15 protein-coding genes are annotated in these 21862 nt (G+C 60.3%); 4 read left to right on the top strand and 11 right to left on the bottom strand.

Annotation, left to right across the window (positions count from 1 at the left end):
* Nucleotides 1-130: 130 nt before the first annotated feature.
* Together GTQ41_RS27895 and GTQ41_RS27890 are read left to right on the top strand one after the other, a co-directional pair.
* Entirely contained in the window at nucleotides 131-1483 is a 1353-nt protein-coding gene (locus GTQ41_RS27895; RefSeq protein WP_047297334.1) for a HipA domain-containing protein, read from the top strand.
* Nucleotides 1480-1758 (top strand): helix-turn-helix domain-containing protein, encoded by a 279-nt coding sequence (locus GTQ41_RS27890; protein WP_047297333.1) that lies wholly within the window; start codon nucleotides 1480-1482, stop codon nucleotides 1756-1758. Before GTQ41_RS27895 ends, GTQ41_RS27890 begins: the two co-directional genes overlap by 4 nt.
* 31 nt (nucleotides 1759-1789) lie before the next feature.
* On the opposite strand, the gene GTQ41_RS27885 is transcribed toward GTQ41_RS27890, so the two are convergent.
* Both GTQ41_RS27885 and GTQ41_RS27880 read right to left on the bottom strand, forming a co-directional pair.
* Nucleotides 1790-2626, bottom strand: coding sequence for an amino acid ABC transporter permease (locus tag GTQ41_RS27885; RefSeq protein ID WP_047297332.1), 837 nt, complete (start codon nucleotides 2624-2626; stop codon nucleotides 1790-1792).
* Nucleotides 2623-3444, bottom strand: a complete 822-nt coding sequence (locus GTQ41_RS27880; RefSeq protein ID WP_047297331.1) for an ABC transporter substrate-binding protein — start codon at nucleotides 3442-3444, stop codon at nucleotides 2623-2625. The genes GTQ41_RS27885 and GTQ41_RS27880 overlap by 4 nt, the downstream gene beginning before the upstream one ends.
* Before the next feature lie 111 nt (nucleotides 3445-3555).
* Between GTQ41_RS27880 and GTQ41_RS27875 the strand changes: the two genes are divergently transcribed.
* On the top strand, nucleotides 3556-4455 hold the full coding sequence (locus GTQ41_RS27875; protein ID WP_047297330.1) for a homocysteine S-methyltransferase family protein: 900 nt from the start codon (nucleotides 3556-3558) through the stop codon (nucleotides 4453-4455).
* Nucleotides 4456-4543: 88 nt separating this feature from the next.
* Here GTQ41_RS27875 and GTQ41_RS27870 read toward each other — a convergent pair whose 3' ends face one another.
* Genes GTQ41_RS27870 through GTQ41_RS27860 form a run of 3 tightly spaced genes read right to left on the bottom strand, consistent with a single transcriptional unit; the run spans nucleotide 4544 to nucleotide 6308 of the window.
* Nucleotides 4544-5215 carry a GNAT family N-acetyltransferase gene (locus tag GTQ41_RS27870; protein WP_047297329.1) on the bottom strand — a complete coding sequence of 224 codons (672 nt, stop codon included), beginning with the start codon at nucleotides 5213-5215 and terminating at the stop codon, nucleotides 4544-4546.
* 12 nt (nucleotides 5216-5227) lie between these two features.
* The gene (locus tag GTQ41_RS27865) at nucleotides 5228-5674 is read right to left on the bottom strand and encodes a GNAT family N-acetyltransferase (RefSeq protein ID WP_047297328.1); all 447 of its coding nucleotides are present in this window, start codon (nucleotides 5672-5674) and stop codon (nucleotides 5228-5230) included.
* Nucleotides 5675-5684: 10 nt separating this feature from the next.
* Nucleotides 5685-6308: an FMN-binding negative transcriptional regulator gene (locus GTQ41_RS27860; protein WP_047297327.1), complete on the bottom strand. Its 624-nt coding sequence runs from the start codon at nucleotides 6306-6308 to the stop codon at nucleotides 5685-5687.
* A 92-nt stretch (nucleotides 6309-6400) separates the two neighbouring features.
* Here GTQ41_RS27860 and GTQ41_RS27855 point away from each other — a divergent pair, with 92 nt between their 5' ends.
* The gene (locus GTQ41_RS27855) at nucleotides 6401-7963 is read left to right on the top strand and encodes a PLP-dependent aminotransferase family protein (protein WP_047297326.1); all 1563 of its coding nucleotides are present in this window, start codon (nucleotides 6401-6403) and stop codon (nucleotides 7961-7963) included.
* A gap of 32 nt (nucleotides 7964-7995) precedes the next feature.
* Here GTQ41_RS27855 and GTQ41_RS27850 read toward each other — a convergent pair whose 3' ends face one another.
* From GTQ41_RS27850 to GTQ41_RS27825, 6 genes are all read right to left on the bottom strand, one after another.
* Entirely contained in the window at nucleotides 7996-12510 is a 4515-nt protein-coding gene (locus GTQ41_RS27850) for a hypothetical protein (protein ID WP_047297325.1), read from the bottom strand.
* A gap of 26 nt (nucleotides 12511-12536) precedes the next feature.
* Entirely contained in the window at nucleotides 12537-17108 is a 4572-nt protein-coding gene (locus tag GTQ41_RS27845; protein WP_217325396.1) for a DUF6543 domain-containing protein, read from the bottom strand.
* Between the two features lie 152 nt (nucleotides 17109-17260).
* Complete coding sequence (locus GTQ41_RS27840) at nucleotides 17261-18361, bottom strand: polyamine ABC transporter substrate-binding protein (protein ID WP_047297323.1); 1101 nt, start codon at nucleotides 18359-18361, stop codon at nucleotides 17261-17263.
* Nucleotides 18358-19383 carry a histone deacetylase family protein gene (locus tag GTQ41_RS27835; RefSeq protein WP_047297322.1) on the bottom strand — a complete coding sequence of 342 codons (1026 nt, stop codon included), beginning with the start codon at nucleotides 19381-19383 and terminating at the stop codon, nucleotides 18358-18360. Before GTQ41_RS27835 ends, GTQ41_RS27840 begins: the two co-directional genes overlap by 4 nt.
* A 210-nt stretch (nucleotides 19384-19593) precedes the next feature.
* Nucleotides 19594-20586, bottom strand: a complete 993-nt coding sequence (locus tag GTQ41_RS27830; protein WP_047297321.1) for an AraC family transcriptional regulator — start codon at nucleotides 20584-20586, stop codon at nucleotides 19594-19596.
* Between the two features lie 139 nt (nucleotides 20587-20725).
* Nucleotides 20726-21730, bottom strand: coding sequence for an asparaginase (locus tag GTQ41_RS27825; protein ID WP_047297320.1), 1005 nt, complete (start codon nucleotides 21728-21730; stop codon nucleotides 20726-20728).
* Nucleotides 21731-21862 lie beyond the last annotated feature (132 nt).

The raw sequence follows: 21862 nt of genomic DNA, 5'->3' as shown, positions 1-21862 counted from the left end.
GATCTTAAACTCAGTCTTATCTGCATTTTGTTGCATATTGCACCGCGCCATCATCCGTGGAAATGCACTATATTGCATCTAAGGACAATGAATTCCCTGTTTAAATGCATTTAAATGCAGGTGTTGAGACATGTACAACCTGACATTACAGGTATTCAGTGCTGGGAAATGGCACGACGCCATGATTCTAAGGTTCGACAATCCTGAAATGGGGTTCGAAAGTCGCTGCAGTTTCGGCTACGAGACGCCATACCTTGTCGAAAATATTGAAGCCATAGGCTCTTCGTTTTCCAAAGCCGTCAGTGCGTTGTATCCATTGGATTGGGAAGGGCGACGCTCCAGTACGCCCGCATTTGTCTATGACATTGCCCCCGCAGGAGCGGCCAAAAGATTTCTGCTTGCGCGTCTGGGGCAGGAGAAACCGGCGCATATCGGTGCCGATCTGTATCTGCTCGGCCAGAGCACTCCAGCCCCCATTGGCAATATGCGCGTAAAAGAGTCGGCCGAGGCTGTCGATGAGCGTGAGCCCATCGGATTCAAGCGTGAGGATGTTGTTCACCGCGACAGTCGCTTTTTGGAATACGCCTATGAGCAAGGCGCGGCAGTTGGTGGTGCTACAGGGGCAGGCGGTGAGGCACCGAAGCTATTGTTGGCTGAAAACAAGGCCGGCCTTTTGTACCCCGATGCGGTATTGGGCGATGAAGAGGTCAGGCAGCATTGGTTTATAAAATTTGCCAGAAACAAAGGAAGTCTGGTCGATCAAGATATCCTGCGTAGCGAGTTTCATTACTACAAGGCGCTTCAGAAACTCGGCATTGAAACGATCGCGGTTGAAGGTTTGGCATTAGAAGAAGCGAGTAAGCCGAGCTTGTGGATGCAGCGCTTTGATCGAGAAGTAACGAATGGTGAGGTCAATCGTTTTGCTGTCGAGTCGATTTATTCACTGGCTGAAGTAACGGCGCCGGGAAGTGCAATGAACCATATGGATGTCATCCGCATGCTCGCCGGGCTCTGGCGAAAAGCAGGACAGGCCAGTCAGATCCCCGCACTGGTGACGGATTACTTACGTCGGGACCTGATCAACAAGATCCTCGGTAACTCGGATAACCATGGCCGTAACACCGCGATAATTCGCCAGGAAAGTTCGTTTCGTCTGGCGCCGATCTATGACTTGGCCCCGATGGTCATGGATGACGAGGGTGTGACCCGGACAACCAAATGGCCAAAAGATCTGGAGAGGGCGGGAGAGGTCGATTGGCGGGGAGTGTGCCGCGCATTGGCTGATATCACCGATCCCAAAGACCCTTTGGCAGGCTTGACTGACGCATCAGATCCTTTCGAACGCTTGCGTGAAGATGCCCAGCGTCTGGCGGCGCTCCCCGACATATTGACGGCGAGCGGTTTGCCCGACAGAACGATGAACCACCCGGGAATCCACCTGAAAAATCTGGAGCAACGCTTGAAAGAGTGGGATCTGAAATGAGCATGACGGTAGCCGAGCGCACGGTACTCATCGAAAACATTCAAGAGGCGCTGGCCCAAGGAACACTGGAGGTCGGTGAAGCGGTTCGCCGACTACGCGTGGAAGTGACCGGTCTGCATCAAACCCAGTTTGCCAGAATGTGCAAAATATCGGTTCGCACGCTGGTGCATATCGAGCATGGCGAGGGCAACCAGACATTGAAATCGTTGAATGCGGTGTTTCGTCCGTTTGGACTGAAAATGGGCGTGGTGCGGATCCGACGAGAGGTCAATTAAAACCCGACGCTGGCGCAAGGTGCTGGTTAACCTAGCTACGCCGCACATAAGCCTTGCCATAATGCCGCTCCATGCGCGCCTGAATCAGCTCCAGACCGATCGACATCAGCCAGTAAATGATCGCCGCCGTGGTCAGCATCTCGATGTAGCGGTAGCTCGAGCGTCCGTAGGACTGTGCCAGAAACATCACTTCCCAGACGCCCATCACCGAGATCAGTGACGAGTCCTTGAGCATCGAGATGAACTGGTTGGTGGTCGGCGGGATGATCGTGCGCATCGCCTGGGGCAGGGTGATGCGCCAGAAGATCACGCTCTCGCGCATGCCCAGCGCCAGCGAAGCTTCGCGTTGGCCGTAGGGCACGCCGAGGATGCCGGCGCGGAAAATCTCGCTCAGGTACGCGCCATAGTTGAGTGACAGGGCAATGATCCCGGCGACCACTGCGCCGGGCACCACGCCCAATTGCGGCAGGCCGAGGTAGATCAACAGGATCTGGATCAGCAGCGGCGTGCCGCGAAAGAACGAGGTGTAGAAACTGGCGATCCCGAACGCCACGGCGCTTTTCGACAGGCGCGCGAGGGCGGTGACGAAGCCCAGCAAAGACGAAGCGACGATGGCGCACGCGCAAAGAAACAGGGTCAGCGCCGCACCCTGCAGAAAGCCGTTGGGCGCCAGGTGCACGCCAAGCAGATTCGGCAGCTTGTCGAGGATGATCGAGAGCTTCAGATCGAAGCTCAGGAAAAACCCGGCGAACAGGCTGAACATCACCGCCCAGGTCAGGTACAGGCGCGTGCGGAAACCAAGCAGCCGTTGCAGGCGCGATTCAGCCACCGGTTGCGGCGGCTGTGGGGGTGTCGGGAAGGCAGTCATTGGCTGATATCGGCGCCGATCCATTTCTGCGACAGCGTGCTCAGCGTGCCGTCCTGCTTGAGTTGCGCGAACACCTCGCGCACCTTGGCGTCCCACTGGGCGTCACCCTTTTCGATGGCCACCGAGTTCGGCTCCGAGTACAGCGGCGCGCCGGCCAGTTTGAAGCGCTGGTCCTGATTCAGGCGCGGCTGCGCGGTCACCAGGTTGGTGAGGATGGCGTCCAGGCGCACACCGGCGCCCAGGCCCAGGTCCTGGAAGGCGACGTTGTCGGTATCGTACGGAGCGATCTGCACATCTTCGAACGGGTACTCCAGGCGCGTGTCTTCGGCGCCTTCAATGACCAGATTCTTGTTCAGATAACTTTCGTAGCTGCTGGCGCTGGTCAGGCCGACTTTCTTGCCGCTCAAGTCCTTGGCGCCGTGGATGCGATCGTCCTTGGCATTGACCACGATCACGGCGGGCGAGGCGTAGTACTCGACCGGGAAATCGAACACTTCGGCGCGGGCCTTGCTCGGGGTCATGGAGCAGATGCAGATGTCATAGCGCCCGCTCCAGCGGCCGGCAGCAATCACGTCCCAGGATGGCGTTTCGAGGCGCAGTTTGACCCCCAGCTTGTCCGCGACGGCTTTGGCGACGTCGACATCGAAGCCGTCGAGCTGATTCTGCTCGTTGAGAAACGAGAAGGGCGGGTAGCTTTCCATCAGCACGCCGACCAGTTCTTTTTTCTGTTCGACACGATCGAGTGTGGCGCCGCCGAAGGCTTGAGTGGACGCGGCCAGAATCGTCAGGCCCAGGGCCAGTAGCGGTTGAAAGTTCACAGTCGACACCTGAAAAAAAGAGGTTGTTATTAACCGAATGGTGCGTATTAAATAGTTATAAGAACTACTCTGGTAGTGAGAAATATTCATAAGCATATGAGCGAAAAGCATATGGGCACAGCAAGCACGGTAATTCTCGATGGCGGCATGGGCCGTGAGTTGCAACGCGCCGGGGCGCCGTTTCGGCAGCCCGAGTGGTCGGCGCTGGCCCTGATCGAAGCGCCGCAAGCGGTCGAAGCGGTGCACGCCGCTTACATCGCCAGCGGCGCCAAGGTGATCACCAGCAACAGTTATGCGGTCGTGCCGTTTCATATCGGCGAGGCGCGGTTTGCCGCTGAAGGTCAGGCTCTGGCGGCGTTGGCCGGGGAGCTGGCACAGCGTGCGGTGCAGGCTTCGGGCAAAGCGGTGCGGGTGGCCGGTTCGTTACCGCCGCTGTTCGGTTCCTATCGCCCGGACCTGTTCGAAGCGACGCGGGTGAACGAATTGCTGGCGCCACTGGTGACCGGCCTGGCGCCGCATGTCGATCTGTGGCTGGCGGAAACCCAGAGCTCGATCATCGAGGCGCGTTCCATTCGTGCCGGTCTGCCGCAGGACGGCAAACCGTTCTGGCTGTCGTTTACTTTGAAGGATGAAAACACCGACGAAGTACCGCGTCTGCGTTCCGGTGAGCCGGTGGCTGAGGCTGCGGCCGTGGCGGCGGAGCTGGGCGTCGAGACGCTGCTGTTCAACTGCAGCCAGCCGGAAGTGATCGGCGCGGCGATTGACGCAGCGCGCGATACCTTCGAACGCCTGGGCGTGCAGATTCACATCGGCGCGTATGCCAATGCGTTTCCACCGCAACCGAAAGAGGCGACGGCCAACGACGGCCTCGATCCGTTGCGCGACGATCTGGACCCGCCGGGGTATCTGCACTGGGCGAAGGATTGGCAGCGGCGTGGTGCCAGCCATTTGGGCGGTTGCTGCGGGATCGGCCCGGAACACATTGCGGTGCTGGCGCAGAAACTGGGGTAAACAACAGATCAAAAGATCGCAGCCTGCGGCAGCTCCTGCATGGGATTGATGTTCACCCTGTAGGAGCTGCCGATTTTGCTTTGACGATTTAACTACGGCACTCGACCAAGCCTTTCACCTGCCCGGTCGGCGTCTGGTTGGCATCGCTCAACCACTGCTCGAACCCTGCCGCAATCGCCGGCCACTCTGAATCCAGAATTGAATACCACGCGGTATCGCGGTTCTGGCCCTTGACCACCATGTGCTGGCGGAACACGCCTTCGAAGCTGAAGCCCAGGCGTTCGGCGGCGTATTTGGAGCGGGCGTTGCCGTTGTTGCATTTCCATTCCAGGCGCCGGTAGCCCAGCGCGAAGGCATATTTGGCGAGCAGGTACACCGCTTCAGTGCTTTTCGGCGAGCGCTGCATCGACGCGCCGAAGGTCACGTGGCCGATCTCGATGCGGCCCTGCGCCGGGACAATCGACATCAGACTCAAAATGCCCTGCACCTGGCCTGTAGCGCGGTCGATGATGCTGAAGAAATACGGATCGCTGCTGGCCGCATGGTTGTTCAGCCAGTCATTGAACGCGCTGCGCTGCGGAAACGGCCCGTAGGGCAAGTAATCCCACAGCTTAGGGTCGGCGCCGGGGCCCTCAAGGGCGTTAAACAGCTCGTCGCCGTGGCGCGCCGGGTCAAGTCTTTCCAGGCGGATAAAGCGGCCTTCGAGCAGTTTGCTGGTGGGCGCCGGGACGCCTTTCCAGTCGGCAAGGGAAGTGGTCATGTACGCGGCTCCTTAAATGGCTTTGCGAAACTGGATGAACCCCGGGCGCTCGGCGATGCGCTCGTAGAGCTGGATCGCGGTGGCATTGGTTTCGTGGGTCAGCCAATGCACCTTGCAGCAACCGTCGGCCTTGGCGGTGGCGTAAACGTGTTCGATCAGCCGGCGTCCGACGCCAGTGCCACGGGTCTCCGGCGTCACCAGCAGGTCCTGCAGGTAGCAAGAGTTTTCGATGCTCCAGTTCGAGCGGTGGTAGATGAAATGCACCATGCCCACGGTCTTGTCATCGGCCCAGGCGAGGGCGGCGTGGGTCGGTTCACTCGGGTCGAGGAAGCGCTGCCAGGTGCTGTGCGTGACGGTGTCCGGCAACTCGGTGTTGTAAAAGCGCAGGTAGGCCTGCCACAACGGCAGCCAGGCGGTGTGATCACCGGCAGTCACCGGGCGGATCTGGATCTGACTCATGCTGATTTCCTTAACGCATCAAGTGGGCGAGGGTCTGGTCATGGATATCGGGGCTGGCAGCCAGGCCTTCGCGCACGCCGGCAATGTCTTCGGCGCTGCGGTTCTGGCTGAGCTTGCGCTTGCCTTCGAGGCGGTCGATGGGAATGGCGAAACCGACGATGGCCTTGAGCATGCCGTCGATGTAGTCGGCTGGCGCGTCGTCGACCTTCCACGGCTGCGCGCGCCCGGCTTCATGGCGATCAGTCAGTGTGCTGACGATGTCGAGCAGGCGCCCGCCGTCGCTGAAGGTTTCGGCGTGGCCGTAGGCGTGCACGGCGACGTAGTTCCAGGTCGGCACGACTTTGCCGTGCTCGGCCTTGCTCGGGTAAAACCCGGGGCTGACGTAGGCGTCGGGGCCGGCAAATATCAGCAGCGCTTCGGCGCCGTCGCGCAGGTCTTTCCATTGCGGATTGGCTTTGGCCAGGTGCCCGTACAGCGTGCCGTTCGGACCCTGTTCGCGGTGCAGCAGCACCGGCACATGGCTGGCTTGCAGGCCGTTTTCACCGTGACTCACAAGAATGGCAAGGCGAGTGGCGAGGATCAGTTCGTGCAATTGCGACAGGTCGTCGATGGCGAAGGCGCGGGGCGTGTACATGGAGAGATTTTCCTTGGCGAATGCCTGCATCCTAGGCAGGCTATTGGTCTGTTGTAAGAGCCATTGATGACCAATTTCATAGGTCCATTGCCATGCCCGAATCGACCACACTGTCTATGCCGTTCAATCCGGCCGGAATCGAACTCGACCGCCGCCAAGGCTTGAGCCGTCAGCTTTATCAGGCGTTGCGCGCGCGCGTGCTGGATGGACGCCTGGCCAGTGGCACGCGCTTGCCTGCCAGTCGCGATTTGGCGCTGGCCCTGGCGATTTCGCGAAACAGCGTGGTGCGGGCCTATGACCAGTTGTATGCCGAGGGTTTTATCGAGGGGCGGGTGGGGGACGGCACGTATGTTGCCCAATTGCCCCAGAAAGTGCTGCCGGCAAAAAAACTATCCACAAAAATATCCACAGGGTTTTCAACAGGCTTACCCACAGCCTTATCCACAGATGGGCTGGATTTGCCTGTGGATTCATCCAGCAAGGTTATCCACAGTGCTGCGCTGGCTCGCATCAAAAACAATCATTTGTCTCGTCCACCGAGTGGCCCGCCCCGGGCTTTTCGGGTGGGTGTTCCGGCGTTCGATCTGTTTCCTTTCGATGTCTGGGCCAAGCTGAATGCGGCTTTCTGGCGCAAACCGGATCTGCAGCAACTGTGTTACGGCGATCCGGCCGGCGATGCACGATTACGCGGCATGATCGCCGCCTATTTGCGCAGTTCACGAGGCCTGCCATGCACAGCTGAGCAAATTGTGATCACCAGTGGCGCGCAGCAGGGGATCAGTCTTTGTGCACAGCTGTTGGTCGAGCCGGGTGACGGCGTGGCGATCGAGAATCCGGGCTATCGGGCGGCCGGTCATGCCTTCGCCGTGGTCGGTGCGCGGTTGCACGGAGTGGCGGTGGACAGTGAGGGAATCGACTGCAATCAACTGGCGGACCTGAAGGACTGTCGCCTGACTTACGTCACACCATCGCATCAGTACCCCACCGGCGTGGTCATGAGTCTGGCTCGACGGCTCGAGCTGTTAGCCTGGGCCGAGCGCACACAGGGCTGGATCGTCGAGGATGATTACGATGGCGAGTACCGTTACAGCGGTGCGCCGCTAGCGCCTTTGGCTGCCCTTGACCGACAGGGGCGCGTTCTTTATGTCGGCACGTTCGGCAAAGTCGCTTTTCCGGCATTACGCCTGGGTTATCTGGTGTTGCCGCCGGGATTGGTGGATGCCTTTGCCCAACGGCGCGCCGTGGATGTGCGTCATTCGGAAGTCAGTACGCAAGCGGTGATGGCCGAGTTCATGGCCGCCGGGCATTTCCAGCGGCACATCCGGCGCATGCGTCGCGCGGCGTTGAGTCGGCGCAACAGTCTGCTCGGTGGCTGGCCGCAAGACATTGCGGGCATCGGCCCATTGCCCGCTGTCGCCGCCGGGCTGCACTTGACCGTTGCCGTCGAGAATGTGGCACGCGAACGCGAACTGATTGAGCTGGCGCGCGGTGTCGATGTCGAAATCAATGCCTTGAGCAGCTATTGGCTGGAAGACTCGACGGTTCCGGTCGATCGTCGTGCCGGGCTGGTTCTGGGCTTCGCAGCCGTGTCTGAACAGGCGATCGAAGCGGCGCTCCAGCGTTTGCGAACGGTTTGGTGCACCCCTTTGACTTGAAGCGGGAGCCATGTTGGCGCCCGCATCCGTTCTCAAGGGCGTGGTTCGAGTTGCAGGAACACACTCGGATCACTGATCCGGCGCAAGACGTAATCAAGCGGCGTCAGACTACTCAAGGCCTTACGACGTTCGGCACTGAGCGACTGCAGGTGTGCATCGGCGATTTTCAGGTGTGCGGCGGTGAATTGTTCTGGCGGGTCTGCCAGCGAATCATAGTGAAAGTGCGCCAGCCACAGCGGTCGGTCCTGATCAGTGCTGTCGAGTATCTGATATTCCTGAAAATAATCCTGGCGCTTTTTGGTCCTGATCCGCCCCTGGTCGTTTCTTGCGACCCGCACTTGGTCGTTTTCCAGCAGCCATTGCAAGTAGGCTTGTCGCGGCTGGCGATGTTTGAGCAGTTCTGCGCGCACGGCGATGCCTTGGGCGCGCAGGCGCTCGGCGGCGCCGTTGAGTTCCATGCTCAAGGTTGCGACGGGCAGCCGCGTTCCACCGCCAGCGACGATGCGCGCCTGGGCTTGTTCAACATTGCTTGCCAACTGCTCCAGTCGGCGGGCCTGATTATTGAAGAGATCCTGCATGTCAGCCGGTATGCGGTTGGGTTTGAGCGCATCGCGGCGGGTCCGGTCAATGAACGCCTGGACGTGCTCATTTTGTGTCAGGGCGTCATCGATGATGTCGATATCGTCGAGGTGTGCTTGGGGAGCCGCCTTCGGCGCAACCGGGAGTACTTGTTGCAGCAACGTTTCGCCGGCGGTTGCCGGCTTGGCGGGTGCAGGATCGCGTGGACGACTCTTGGTGACCTTGCCGGCGGGGCGAGACGGTCCTGCGACCGGTGGCTTTGCCGCGAGCGGCATGGCTCTGTCGGCGTTCTCCGGCAGCCCTTCGCTCAATTGTTCCTGGGCCAACTGCCTGAACTCACCGATAAGGCTTTTGATTCGCTCGATTTCGGTTCGGTCGATCATGTCGGGGTACTCGCCAGGCAAGTCGCCCAAGCGTTGTTCGGCGTCATCATAGACATCGATCAACCGGCTCAAGCGATCGATGCGCGCCTCCACGCTCTGTCCCGTATCGGGCGATCTGAGCAAGGCGGCATGCTGGTGACTGGCGGTTGCCGCTTCGACAATCAATGCACCGGTTGCTTCCCGTGCCGCTTGGGTGGCCGTGGTACGCAGGCATAATTCATGGGACATGCCGATGGCATTGGATTTCAAGTCCCATTGAGTAAAAGCAGGCAGCAGGCTGCGCAATTGTTGGGCGGTGGTCATGCCGGCGCTGCCGGTAGCATCAAGCGCGGCGAGGGAGTCGCTGGACTGTTTCAGGCGGGCAATCATTTCCTGGCTCAACGCCAGGGTTTGTTGCACCTCCTGAACATGCGACTGCAGTGCGCTCGATGAATCGATCACGGTGTTCTCGACCAGCTTTTGAGTCAGCTGCGAGTACGCGTTGCGTTTGAGGACGAACCAGAGGCTGAGGTTTTTCTGCAGCAGCACTGTCATGCGCTGCAACTCGCTGAAATAGCCCTCCGTTCCGCCCAGCAGGCGCCACTGGCCAAGGTTTTTCAGGGCCTCGTCGTAATCGCCTATGAGTTTTTCCACCTGCTCAAGGTAGCGTCTGGAAGCCTCTTCATGGGCTTGTCCCGAGCTGCCCAGCAATGATGTCTGAGCGGTTTCCAGGGCGGCGTTAGCCGTGGCTTCCTGACCTCTGAAAACGTCCAGGGCAGAGCCCAGTTGGTTTCTTTGCGTTTCCTTTTCCTTGCGCTGAGCCTTGAGCCGGCTCTTGAGGCTTGTGCCTCCGGCGCCGCCGCGCAAGCGCAGTCGTGTGTCCACAAACCATTGACCCCGCTGGTTATGGATCAACAGAGGCCCGGTATTTGAAGGCGTCTTCGGATAGACGATCAGCACCTGCTCGTCATCGTTTTCCATGACCTGAAACCAGCGCTCACCGACCTGGGCAAAGGTCTTTGAATTGAGGCGATACATGGGCGCCTTGCCGCGCAGCAAGGTTTCCAGATTGGCCGCGGTCAAGTCAGGAGGCGAGACTGCCAGCCCGTTCAAAAACGTTGCCAACGCCGATGTCGAACGACGAGGTACCGAGCCGCTGGCTGCAAGCGAAGAGCAGTGGCTGTCAGGCAGCTCGCCAGTCATGACGGTATTGATGTGCGTAACCGTGGGCAGCGCAGGCGTCGTCGGGCGGATGATTTCGACTCTGGGCATTGTTGCGGTGCGGGTGCCGGTCTTGCGTCGAGCGGCGGCGTGATGGGCCAGAATCATCCCCATGTTCAGCAGCATGTCGGCAATGGCGCTCCACTGGGCACGCTGATCGCCGCGATTGTATGCGTCAACGACTTGATCAGTTTCACTGATGCTTTGCCAGACCCAAATAGCGGCTCCGGCCGGGCCGCAGAGAAAGTTTGCGGCCACGTTGAGCAGCGCCCAGCCGCTGTCGCGCAGCAGGTTCCAGCGTCGTTGCGCATTAGACAGTGATTGACGGTCCGCGAGCTCGGCCATCGCCAGTGCATGGGTCTTGAACAGGACCGTAAACACGTCCCCGGTCAGCTCTTGTGTGGACAACTCGACAGGCCCGGTCCAGTTCGCGGAGGTCCATGGCTCGGCCAGCATTTGTGCCCCCAGCCATGGACTCGGCAGGCCGACAGGGAACGTGTATTGCTCATATTTGAAGCTGGTTTGCGAATCCGCCAGCCAGGCGAGTACCGAATCTCTCAAGGCGCCTGATTGATGCAAGGCGTACAACAGGTTTTGTGTCGAAGGGAACTGCAGCAGTGGCTGATCCATCAAGGGGCGATACAGCAGACAAGGCCCGGTCTCGTTATTGCGTTCAGCGATGATGAACATGTTGGTGACGGTGTCACCGTTGTCCTGCCCGGCCTGCACGAACTTCAGGGGACGGATGCCTACGGTACGCGGCCGGCCGGGCGTCGGTTTGAGCCACTCACGCACAAAGCGATAACCCTGCTCATCGATACCGCCAAGGCCACGCAGTTTGCACTCCAGCGCAATCAAGGGAAGCAGCGCTTGCAGTTGGCTGATGTAAAAAGCCTGCTGCAACGGTGCTTGCACCGGATCGTCAATCAATCTGTTTCTGATCAGTTCAGGGTAGGCCTGGCCAATATCAACCTTGGCCGCCATGTTCGTCAGGTAGGCGACCGTCAGCCAGGACGGCACCGGGTATGCCGGGCTGAACGCAATGGAGGCCAGATACGGCGCACTGTTTTGCAGTGCGTACTCAGCCAGGGTTTCGGTATGAGTGTCATGCGGATTGGGCAGCGTCACGCCACCCGATTCGAAACTATGGGTGACATGGATGCGCAAGTTCTCAAGCGGCAGCCCGACAGCAGTTGTCTGCTCGGCAAGGATCGCCTCACGCATACGGTTCTGTGCATAGGTGTCGATAGCCGGAATCGGTTGCAAAGCGTTGTCTGCCTGGCGATAAAGCTGGCCCAGGGCATTGATCGATTGACTGTACTGATCAAGGTCGGCGGCCGATGCGCCAAACAGCCAGTCGGGTATTGCCTCGTTCAGACCGATGAGTGCGTTTGCTGGCGGCTCGCTGTCGTCTAGCACAGAGGGAGGAGTGCCGCTCGGCGATTGTGCTGCGGTGACGAGGCTTTGTCGGGTCAATGCCTTAATGGCATCCAGCTGGCTGGAGACCAGCGCCCAGGCCATGTGATCAAAGAAATTGCCTTCGGGTTCGAATAATTGCCACTGCAGGTTCTGACCGCTCGGCAATGCGATGCGCGAAGGCAATGTGTCACCCAGTTGCTCAAGAGAGTCGTACGTTTCATAACCGTTTTCCACGGTGTACATCATGACCAGATCGCGTTGCTCGTAACGTCCGGTCACCACGGCAGCGCCCCCCAGAAGAAAGTGATGTGCGATGCCTTGAGCATCGACGCCATCCATATCCAGCAGGCATACCCGAATGGCCGCCAGTGTTTTGTCCTGGATCAGACGTTTCTGTTTATCGGGTTGCTGAGAGATGGCCCGCGCGACCCGGCACTGAATCTCATCCCAACCGTCAGCGCTGCTCACGTCCAGGGCTTTGCGCAATGCTTCGGACAGGGCCTGCCATCGCGGCACCTGGTGTTGAGTGCTGTTCCAATATTCCAGCTGGTGTTCGGCAAAAGCCACGAACAGCAAGGGCGAGCAGTCATTGAGCACCACGGCAATGGCCTCGATATCGACGTCCAGATGCACCACGGGCGTGGCCTGGGGATTCAGGGTCAGATAGTGTTCGCCCTCCAGATAGTTGGCACTGGAACCGCTCAGGCAGTGGCGGATCAGGGTCTGGGTCAGCGATTCGTATCGGGTCGGCAAGGCCATCAGATTACCGTCGAGCCACTGCCATTGCGGTGTTGCGATCTTGGTCACATCGGGATCGATATCTCGTTGCGGATAGCGCGCTTTCAGTGCCTGGCGGAGCATGGTGGCGGCGACCTCATCGATTGTCGGGCCGCGACTGGTCTGGTGGATGATCAGGCTTTTTTGTAGCAGTGTCCGGGTTTCGCCGTTCTCTGAATCGTTGCTCATTGTCACTTCCTTTTGACGTGGCGGGTTCATTTGAAAAACAGTGCGCGTGCCTGCTGCGGGCTGATCGCGCTGCGATAGATGGCAATGATTTGCGGGTTGCTGCTGGCGGAGCTCAAATCGATGGCGCCGGCCAGGCGCCGCTGTTCCTGAAGTTTCAGGTGGGCCGCCGTGAAGGCATCGACAGGCGCGTCGAGGCTGTCGTAATGGAAGTGGGCGTACCATAACGGCCTGCCGGTGCCTCGCTCGCGAATCTCATACTCCTGCAAGTAATCCTTGCGCGGCCCTTTCAAGCGGCGTCGGGCTCCGCTCGAGACAATGACGACTTCCTCCTTGCTTAATAACCATTGGATCCGGGCAGCCGTGGGCGGTTGTTGTTTGATCATTTGCACCCGCACCCGGTAACCCTCGGCGTACAGGCGCCCACAGGCTGCATGCAGCTGCGCGATCAGCGCGGGTGGTTCCTCGGTGCTGTTGGCCCGCAGGCGCGCCTGCTCCAGGTTTTTTGCCTGCTCATCAAGCTGTTCGGCCTTGTGCTGAAACAATTCTTCGATTTCTATCGGGATGCGCCCGGGCTTTTTCGCGTGCGCCTCGGTCTGTCGGATGAATCCTTCCACGCCCTCCAGCAGCGTCTGGCCTTGAGTCAGTTGCGTGGCCAGATCCGTGGCGGAGGCCGTGGGGTGACGACGACCGGGCTGTACGCGCTCGACCCAGACTCCCGGAGTTTTTTCATGAAAGGTGGCAATCACGTTGCCGGTCATGGGCGCTTTTACATCGAGCAGGATCGGTTGTCCTGGCGCCGAAGGACGCAGTTCCCCAACGACCGTGCCTTTGAAACGGGTTTTGATGACTCGTTTGCGTGAAGCCGGCGCTGGCCTTGAAGGGCCGGGAAGAGGTTTGACAGGCGCGTGATCCAGCAGCAGTTGCGCCAGGTGCTTTTCGGTCTGCTGCTGGAATTCGCCGATTCGGGCGCGTAGATGTTCGAACGGCAGATCAAGGATTTCGTCCTTGTGGTTGACCTGAAAATCTTCGAGCGACTGAGCGATGTCGGCAAACTGTTCCAGCAGGTCGTTGAGGCCTTCGATCCGTTCGCTGGTCCCGAGGCCGGGGTGTTCGGTCATCAGTTCCTGAGAGGTCTGGATGACCAGATTGCTGCTGTCGATCAGGCGAACGATATCGGCTTGCGCCTGCCTCGGGCCTGCCGGCGCCTGTTCTTTCAGACAGAGATCGCGCGCCAGCGAAACCTGCAGCGCCTTGAGATCGTTGACACTGTAAGCAGGAAGCCTGGTGCGATAGGTATTGGCGATTTGCGCGGCGCTCTTGCCCAACCGGCTCAGTTCCTGGAAGCGCGATTGGGCGAATTCGATCCTGTTGATCATGCCTTCGCTTAAGTCTGACATCTTGCGATAGGTCGCGATGTCACCTGCACCTTGGGCCGCCTCTTGTGCTTCAAGCAGTACCAGGGTTTCCCTGAGCGCTTGAGCGAATGTGGGGTTGCGCTGATCGAGCCAGGTCTGGTTGAAGAACAACTGCGTACCGAGCATCTCGGTCATGGCGCTACGGAAGTTGGGCACCGTCTCCAGCAGATTCAACGCTTTCAACTGCTCGATCGGGGCCGCGTATTCTCCGGTCCGGCGCTCCAGCAGTTCGAGGAAGCGAGTCTGCTCGGTCAGTAATGTCTGGTCGCTGGCCGCCTTCATGGCGTTATAAGCGGCTGTCAGTTCCTGACGTGCCTGTTCGCGCTGGGCATCGAACTCCGTGAGTTGTTTCTTGAGCGCCGCGATGCGTTCGCGGTTTTCCTGGCGTTTAGCCAGGCGGCGTCTGGACAGGCCTCCTCCACGCAGACGCAGGCGGGTGTCGACGAACCATTCGCCCCGTCGATTACGTATCAACGCAGGCCCATGTTGCCCAGGCTGCTGTTCGCTATTGATGATCGATACGTCACCCGTGGCCGCAACCGTTACCTCGAACCAGCGTTCACCTACTGGTGCGTAGTAGCGGGTGGCGTGACGGTAAAGATAGGCATGCAGGCCGGTTTCGCTGGCCGGTGGCACCAGTGAAGCCGGGCGAGTGACGGCGAAGCGATCAAGGGTTTTGGCCAGGTTCAATGCGGCATCGGTGTGCAATGAACTTCGGTGCTGAACCGGATGCTCGCCCAGCACATCGGCCTGCTGAACAATCGTCACAGGCGTGCGTGTCGAAGGCCTGCTGACGGTGTCTGCAAGGGTCGCTGACGCTCTTTCGGTTCTGTCATGTGCCCAGTTGCGCGTGCTGGCGTGATGGGCGAGCACCATGGCCAGGGTCAACAACAGATCGGTCATTGCGCTTTTCTGCTGCTCGGTGTCACCGGTGACGCCGGCATCGAGGGTTTGCTGCAAGTCGTCCAGAATTTGCCAGATCCACGCGGCGGTGCCTGCCGTACGCCCGAAAAACGGCAGCGCGGCGTTGAGAATCAGCCAACCCGCTCGCTTGAAACTTTCCCAGCGATTTTCGCTGTTAGAGATCGATTGTCGATCAGCCAGCTCGATCATGGCGCCGACATTGGCCTTGAAGACAGACGCCAGGTAATCGGTGTTGAGAACCTGTGTTCCCAGCGTCAGGGTTCCGCTCATTTGCAGCGACGTCAGTGGGTCGGCGAGCAGTTGCGAGAGCGACCATACCGTCGGCCGGTCGTCGCTGAACACATAGTTGGCGTAATTGGCACGGACGTTACCTGGCAGCCAGGCAAGGACTGATTGCCGCAGTGTCGGCGAATGCTTGATCGCGTAAAGCAGGTTGGCCGGCGAGGGGTACTGGCTCAGGCAATGATCAAGCAAAGGCCGGTACAGCAGGCATGGGCCCTTGTCCATCTGCCGGGGACCGATGACGTACATGTTGGCGACTTCGTCCGTGGATTGGCCCGGGCGCCACGCCGGATTGAGAGCCAGCGGGCGAATGACGATCTCTTGACCGTCAACCCGGCGATTGGCATCGACTATCTGCACGACGGCAGCGATATAGCGATACCCCGTCTCATCGACGCCGGCCTGTGCGCGGATTTTCTGTTGCAAGGCGAGCAGCGGCAGTTCAACGCGCAAGCGGCTGGTGAACAGGTTCTGCCGGCGCAGGCTTTCCAGCGAATCATCACGCAGTTTGCTTTTGATCAGGGCGGGATAGGTCCGGCCAATGTCGACCGTGGTGATCAGCGCTTCCAGATAGCTTGCCGTCATCCACGCCGGCACCGGGCTGCCGCTGAGACTGCACACGGTTTTGTTGCCCGTTGGCAGGCTGATGAGGTTTTGTAGCGCCAGGTCGCCAAGGCTGAAGGTACTGCGCTCGGATTCAAGCGGCGGCGCGAACGCGCCCCACACCACCACACTCTGCACCACGATCCGGATGTCGGCCAGATTCAGTTCCGCCGCATCGGGATGGTCCTTGAGCATCGCCTCGCGCAGTTGCTTCAGTGCGAACTCCTGAATCGGCGGGATGCCATCATCGAACGACTGGCCGCTGTTCTGGATCTGCACCTGCGCCAACTCCATCAAGTGGCGGCTGTAAGCGGTCAGGTCGGTAGACGATGCCTTGGCCATCCATTCGGGCAGCGCTTGTTGTAGCTGCTTGAAACGAGAGGGCGATTGGCTGTCTGTCGGATTGAGTCCGTGAGTGGTGCGGCTGATAGGCGGGGCCAGACTGATTGAGTCGGTTTGTGTGGCGAGCGCAGTGATGGCATCGGCCTGGAGGGCGATCAGGTTGCACGCCAAGTGGTCGAAGTAATCGCCCTCAGGTTCGATCAATCGCCATTGCAAGGTGCCTGGCGGGCTGCCTTCGATCTGCGTGTGCAGTGACGCGCCCAATGCCTGCAACGAGTCGAAGGCCTGAAAGCCTTGAGTGATGGTGTGCGTGAGAATCAGCGTACGTTTGCCGAGCGTGCCGATCAGGACCGCCATATCGAGCACGTTGAGGTGCCTGGAAACGCCGTTGTCGTCGGTATCCAGGTCGATCAGGCAGGCGCGTGAGAGAAAGTGGTCATGAACATGGCGCGTGGTTTTTTGCGGATAGTCGAAAAGACCGCGAGCCATGGCGCGCTGGTCGTCGTCCCACGCTGGATGGGACTGCACGTTCCACAGCTCGCGCAGGGATCTGGCGAGCTCCTTCCAGCGTGGCATCGACGCGCGGGTCAACTGATTCCAGTATTCGACCTGTTGTTCGGCAAACGCAACGAACAGCAACGGTGCCAGTTCATTCAGCAGTCTGGCGATGGCTTCGATGTCGACGGGCAGTTGCACTGGGGTCGGTGCCAGAGGTTGCAGCGTCAGGTAGTGCTCGCCGTCCAGCCAGGTCACCGATGTGGCGCCAACGCCGAGACGCACGAGGATGTCAGTCAGGGATTCGTAATACCACGGTCCGGGGACGACCTGCTGATCCTGAACGGTCCAGCCTGGTGTCACGACCATGGCCAGTCGAGGATCGATTCGTAGTGTCGGGTACAGACTGTTGAGCGAAGGTTGCAGGGCGTTGGTCGCCACCTCTCTGATAGACGGCCCGGTGACCAGTTGCGTGAGAAGGGCATCCCGGTCGGTAGACAGCGCAGGGGTGGAAGAGGGGCTCGGTGTTTCGGTCATGGTCACATCCTTTGTGCAGGGCGGCAGGCACAGCGCGGGTGCGGTGGGCGATCCGTTGCAAGGTAGTGACAGGTGAAGTATTCGAGGTGGTAGATAGATATTGCAGGCAAAAAAAGACCTGCGCGTGCGCAGGTCTGGGTCATGCGAAGCGATCAGGTGCCGGATTTGATCTTGGTCCAGGCCCGTGTGCGCGCCCGTTCGGCATCACGCGGCAGCGGTTGCAGGGTGTAAAGCGTGCCCATCGCCGCATCGGTCGGGTACAGGTTGGGGTTGTTGCGGATCGCCGGGTCGACCAGTTGGGTGGCGTCCTTGTTCGGGTTCGGATACCCGACGAAGTCGCTGACCGGCGCGATCACCGCCGGTTGCAGCAGGTAGTTGATGAAGGTGTAGGCGTCTTGCGGATTCTTCGCGCCCTTGGGAATGGCGAGCATGTCGAACCAGATCGGTGCGCCTTCCTTGGGCAGGCGCATGTCGACCACGACACCGTTCTTCGCCTCTTTGGCGCGGTTGGCCGCTTGCGAGAAGCTGCCGGAATAACCCACCGCGACGCAGATGTCACCGTTGGCAATATCAGCCATGTATTTGGAGGAGTGGAAGTAAGTGACGTACGGGCGGATCTTCATCAGCAACGCCTCGGCCTTGGCATAGTCCGCCGGCTTCTTGCTGTTGGGGTCCAGGCCCAGGTGTTGCAGGGCCAGCGGCAGGATCTCCGACGGCGAGTCGAGCAGGGCGACGCCGCACTGCTTGAGCTTGCTGATGTTCTCTTCCTTGAAAATCAGGTCCCAGCTGTCCACCGGCGCGTTGTCACCCAGTGCGGCCTTGACCTTGGCCGGGTTGAAACCGATCAGGATGGTGCCGTACATGTATGGCACGGCGAACTGGTTGCCCGGGTCGTTGGCCTCGATCAGCTTCATCAGTTTCGGATCGAGGTGATTCCAGTTCGGCAGTTTGCTGCGGTCCAGCGGCTGGAACACCCCGGCCTCGATCTGCTTGGCGAGGAACACATTGGACGGCACCACCACGTCATAGCCGGAGTTGCCGGTCAGCAGCTTGGCTTCCAGCGCTTCGTTGGTGTCGAAGATGTCGTAGACCAGTCTGGTCTGGCTGTTCTGCGCCTTGAAGTCTTCCAGCGCCTTGGGCGTGATGTAGTCGAACCAGTTGTAGACGCGCAAGGTGCGTTCTTCGGCGTGGGCGCCGAAGCTGAGCAGCGCCGCGCACAGGGCTGGCGCCATGCAGTGCTTGAGTCGGTTCATTGTTCGAACCCATCCAGCACGTTCACCGCGTTGATGCCGATTTCTTCGACGGCGTAGCCACCTTCCATCACGAACAGGGTCGGTTTGCCGAGGGCGGCGATGCGCTTGCCCATTGCCAGGTAATCCGGGCTGTCGAGCTTGAACTGCGAGATCGGGTCGTCCTTGAACGTGTCGACGCCCAGCGACACGACAATGATGTCGGCGCCATAGCTGTCGATCTCGTTACAGGCCTGCTCCAGTGCCGCGCTCCACACCTCCCAGCCAGATCCGGCCGGCAGCGGATAGTTGAAGTTGAAGCCTTCGCCGGCGCCTTCGCCGCGTTCATCCTCGTAGCCGAGGAAGAACGGAAACTCGGCTTCCGGGTGGCCGTGGATCGAGGTGAACAGCACGTCGCTGCGCTCGTAGAAAATCGACTGGGTGCCGTTGCCGTGGTGATAGTCGACGTCGAGGATTGCGACTTTCTTGTGGCCGGCATCAAGGAATGCCTGAGCAGCGATAGCGGCGTTGTTGAGGTAGCAATAACCGCCCATCAAGTCGCTGGCGGCGTGGTGTCCCGGTGGTCGGCACAGGGCGAAGGCGCTGCGGGCGCCGCGCTGGATTTCGGCCTGGGCAGTGAGGGCGACTTGCGCTGCGCTATACGCTGCTTGCCAGGTGCCGGCGGTGATCGGCGCGCCGCCGTCGAAGCTGTAATAGCCGAGCTGGCCGTGCAGGCTGGTCGGTTTGATCTGGCGCAGCGTGCGCGCCGGCCAAGTGTACGGCAGCAGGTCGCCGTCGGTGTTGAATTCGGTCCAGCGTTCCCAGGCGCCTTTGAAGAAGTCGAGGTAGTCGCGGCTGTGGATGCGCGCGATCGGTTCGAGACCGAAATCCTTTGGCGCTTCCACCGAACCGAGGTTCTGGTGCTTGACCCGTTGCAGCACATGGTCGGCACGCGATGGCATCTCGAAGCACGGCTTGAGCTGGCCGTCGATGAGCTCGCAGCGGCCGTGGTGCAGGTGGTGATCGTCCGAGTAGATGGTCAGCATTTGTTGTTCTCCGCAGGGGCTGATTCGGTTGCCCCCAGTGTTGCGGCGCGCGGCGCAACGGAGAACGGCAGGAAAGGCCAAAAGGGGATCGATATGGCCAAAAACTCTGACCGCAATTCGCCCCTTTCCAGCAGATCAAAAGATCGCAGCCTTCGGCAGCTGCTACACAGATCGGCGTAGGAGCTGCCGAAGGCTGCGATCTTTTGATCTTCAGGGTCTGAACTGGCTCGGCGCCACGCCGCTCCACCGCACGAACGCATGGCGGAAGCTTGCGGTTTCGCTGAAACCCAGGGTCTCGGCGATGCGGTAGATCGGCAACTGATCCTCACACAGCATCTGCTTGGCGCGCTCGAAACGCAGTTCGTCGAGCAGCTCCTGATAACTGCTGCCCATGTCCTTGAGGTGACGGCGCAAGGTGCGCGGCGAGCATTTCATCTGCTGGGCCAGCCCCTCGAGGCCTGGTGCTGCATTGAGCTGGGCACTGAGCAGCTGGCGAATCCGCCCCAGCCACGCCTGCCGTCCGGTGAATTCGATGTTCTGTTTGCGGCAGCGGTCGGCCATGGCCTGATGCGTGATGCTGTCGGCCAGTGGCAACGGTTGATCGAGCCAGCGCCGGTCGAAGGCGAAGGCGTTGTCCTTGGCGGCGAAGTGCAGCGGGCTGGCGAAGTGCTCGGCATAACTGTCGCGATAATCCGGCGCAGCATGTTCAAAACGCGTCGCCAGCAATGGCAGTGGATGCCCGAGCAGGTCGTCGCAGATGACCTTCAGCGACACCAGGCAGAATTCCGCGTTGAACACCGCCATCTCCGGGCTCTCGCGGTAATCGGCAGCGACGAACCAGACGCGCTCGCCATCGTCTTCCAGGCTCAGTTCGAAAAGTGTTCCCAACAGCGCCGGATAGCGAATCGCCAGGCGCAAAGCGTCACCGAAGGTGGCACAGGTCAGCAGCGCGTAACCGAGGATGCCGTAGCAGGAAACGTGCATCCGCCGGCCCAGTTCCAGGCCAATGTCGTGCTTGAGCGCGACCGCGTTGGCGCACACCTGCATTTCCTGATTGGTGGTGATGCGCGTGTCGGCGCGGTTCAGATCCGCCGCACTGATGCCGCTGCCGGCCAATAGCGCCTCGCTCGACAGGCCTTCATCTTTGAAGGTGTTGAGGATAAGAGAGACGGCGTTGAGGGTGGTGAGGTGGGAGTGCAGCATGGGATCTTCCAGCCTTGGGGGTGCTGGAAACGGCAGCAAGTTATATGCCGCACAGAGATCAAAAGGTGGGAGCGCTGTTGTGGCGAGGGAGCAAGCGCCCTCGCCACAGGGGATCACTCCCGCAAGGGGGCGGGTGGTATCAGATCAGCTCGCCACACAGATCGAGTTCGATCAGCCGGCGCACTTCAGCCGATTCCAGGCCAGCACCGAGCAACGCCTGCAACTTGCCGAACGCCGCTTCACGGGTCATGCCGCCACCGGACAACACACCCACGCCACGCAAGCGGCTGCCGGCCTCGTAAACGTCCAGCTCGACCCCGCCTTCATGGCACTGCGTGACCGCGACCACCACCACGCCGTTATCCCGCGCGCGGCCAAGGCTGGCGAGGAACTCGGGATTGTCGCTCGGCCCGGTGCCGCTGCCGTAGCACTCCAGCACCAGACCCTGGATACCGCCGTCGAGCAACCCGTCGACAATCCCGGCGCTGATGCCGGGGAACAGTGGCAGCACAGCGACATTCGCCAATTGTTTTGGCTGGTCGTAGTGCAGCGCTGCCGGAATCGACGTGGCTTTCACGCCGCCACCTTGACGTTCCAGGCGCTTGAACGGATGACGGCCGAAGCTGCGCACTTTCGCGCAACGGGTTGGCGCCAGCAGCTCACCGTGAAAGTACAGGTGCACACCCGGCGCCAGACCTTGGCCGAGAGCGACCAGCGCGCCACCGAGGTTTTCCCAGGCATCGCTGTCAGTCACGCCGGCCGGCAGCATCGAGCCGGTGAAACACACACGGGCATGCAGGCCGAGCAACTGAAAGTTCATCGCCGCAGCGCTGTAGGCCAGGGTGTCGGTGCCGTGCAGGATCAGCACGCTGTCGCAGCCTTGCACGTCCACCGCATCGACCACCGCTTCGCGCAGTTGCTGCCAGTAGGCCGGGGTCATGTTGGCGCTGTCGATCAGCGGCGACATTTCCCGGAAGCGCCACTGCGGCACCACCAGTTCGGGCTGGCTGTGCAGGTACTCGCGCATGCGGGCTTCGAAACCGGACGCCGGGGCCAGACCGTTGGCGCTGGCCTGCATGCCAATGGTGCCACCGGTGTAGAGCACCATGACGTGTTGGGCGGCGGGATAAGTCGACGAATTCATGGGGATTCTCCGAAAGGATGAGGTCCTTGTGGGAGCGAGCCTGCTCGCGATGGCGGTTCATCATTCAGCATTGATGTTGGCTGAAAGACAGCTATCGCGAGCAGGTTCGCTCCTACAGGTTATTGCATCACA

It is taken from the genome of Pseudomonas sp. AN-B15 (assembly GCF_019056475.1).
GTDB lineage: Bacteria > Pseudomonadota > Gammaproteobacteria > Pseudomonadales > Pseudomonadaceae > Aquipseudomonas > Aquipseudomonas parakoreensis.
This window is presented reverse-complemented; position numbering and strand designations above follow the sequence as displayed.

What these genes read in the sequence shown, in the direction of transcription:
- GTQ41_RS27860 (WP_047297327.1), bottom strand. Translation starts at nt 6,308, where the DNA reads ATGTACACGCCCCGCGCCTTCGCCATCGACGACCTGTCGCAATTGCAC.
- GTQ41_RS27870 (WP_047297329.1), bottom strand. Translation starts at nt 5,215, where the DNA reads ATGACCACTTCCCTTGCCGACTGGAAAGGCGTCCCGGCGCCCACCAGC.
- GTQ41_RS27865 (WP_047297328.1), bottom strand. Translation starts at nt 5,674, where the DNA reads ATGAGTCAGATCCAGATCCGCCCGGTGACTGCCGGTGATCACACCGCC.
- GTQ41_RS27890 (WP_047297333.1), top strand. Translation starts at nt 1,480, where the DNA reads ATGAGCATGACGGTAGCCGAGCGCACGGTACTCATCGAAAACATTCAA.
- GTQ41_RS27825 (WP_047297320.1), bottom strand. Translation starts at nt 21,730, where the DNA reads ATGAATTCGTCGACTTATCCCGCCGCCCAACACGTCATGGTGCTCTAC.
- GTQ41_RS27895 (WP_047297334.1), top strand. Translation starts at nt 131, where the DNA reads ATGTACAACCTGACATTACAGGTATTCAGTGCTGGGAAATGGCACGAC.
- GTQ41_RS27830 (WP_047297321.1), bottom strand. Translation starts at nt 20,586, where the DNA reads ATGCTGCACTCCCACCTCACCACCCTCAACGCCGTCTCTCTTATCCTC.
- GTQ41_RS27835 (WP_047297322.1), bottom strand. Translation starts at nt 19,383, where the DNA reads ATGCTGACCATCTACTCGGACGATCACCACCTGCACCACGGCCGCTGC.
- GTQ41_RS27840 (WP_047297323.1), bottom strand. Translation starts at nt 18,361, where the DNA reads ATGAACCGACTCAAGCACTGCATGGCGCCAGCCCTGTGCGCGGCGCTG.
- GTQ41_RS27875 (WP_047297330.1), top strand. Translation starts at nt 3,556, where the DNA reads ATGGGCACAGCAAGCACGGTAATTCTCGATGGCGGCATGGGCCGTGAG.
- GTQ41_RS27845 (WP_217325396.1), bottom strand. Translation starts at nt 17,108, where the DNA reads ATGACCGAAACACCGAGCCCCTCTTCCACCCCTGCGCTGTCTACCGAC.
- GTQ41_RS27850 (WP_047297325.1), bottom strand. Translation starts at nt 12,510, where the DNA reads ATGAGCAACGATTCAGAGAACGGCGAAACCCGGACACTGCTACAAAAA.
- GTQ41_RS27885 (WP_047297332.1), bottom strand. Translation starts at nt 2,626, where the DNA reads ATGACTGCCTTCCCGACACCCCCACAGCCGCCGCAACCGGTGGCTGAA.
- GTQ41_RS27855 (WP_047297326.1), top strand. Translation starts at nt 6,401, where the DNA reads ATGCCCGAATCGACCACACTGTCTATGCCGTTCAATCCGGCCGGAATC.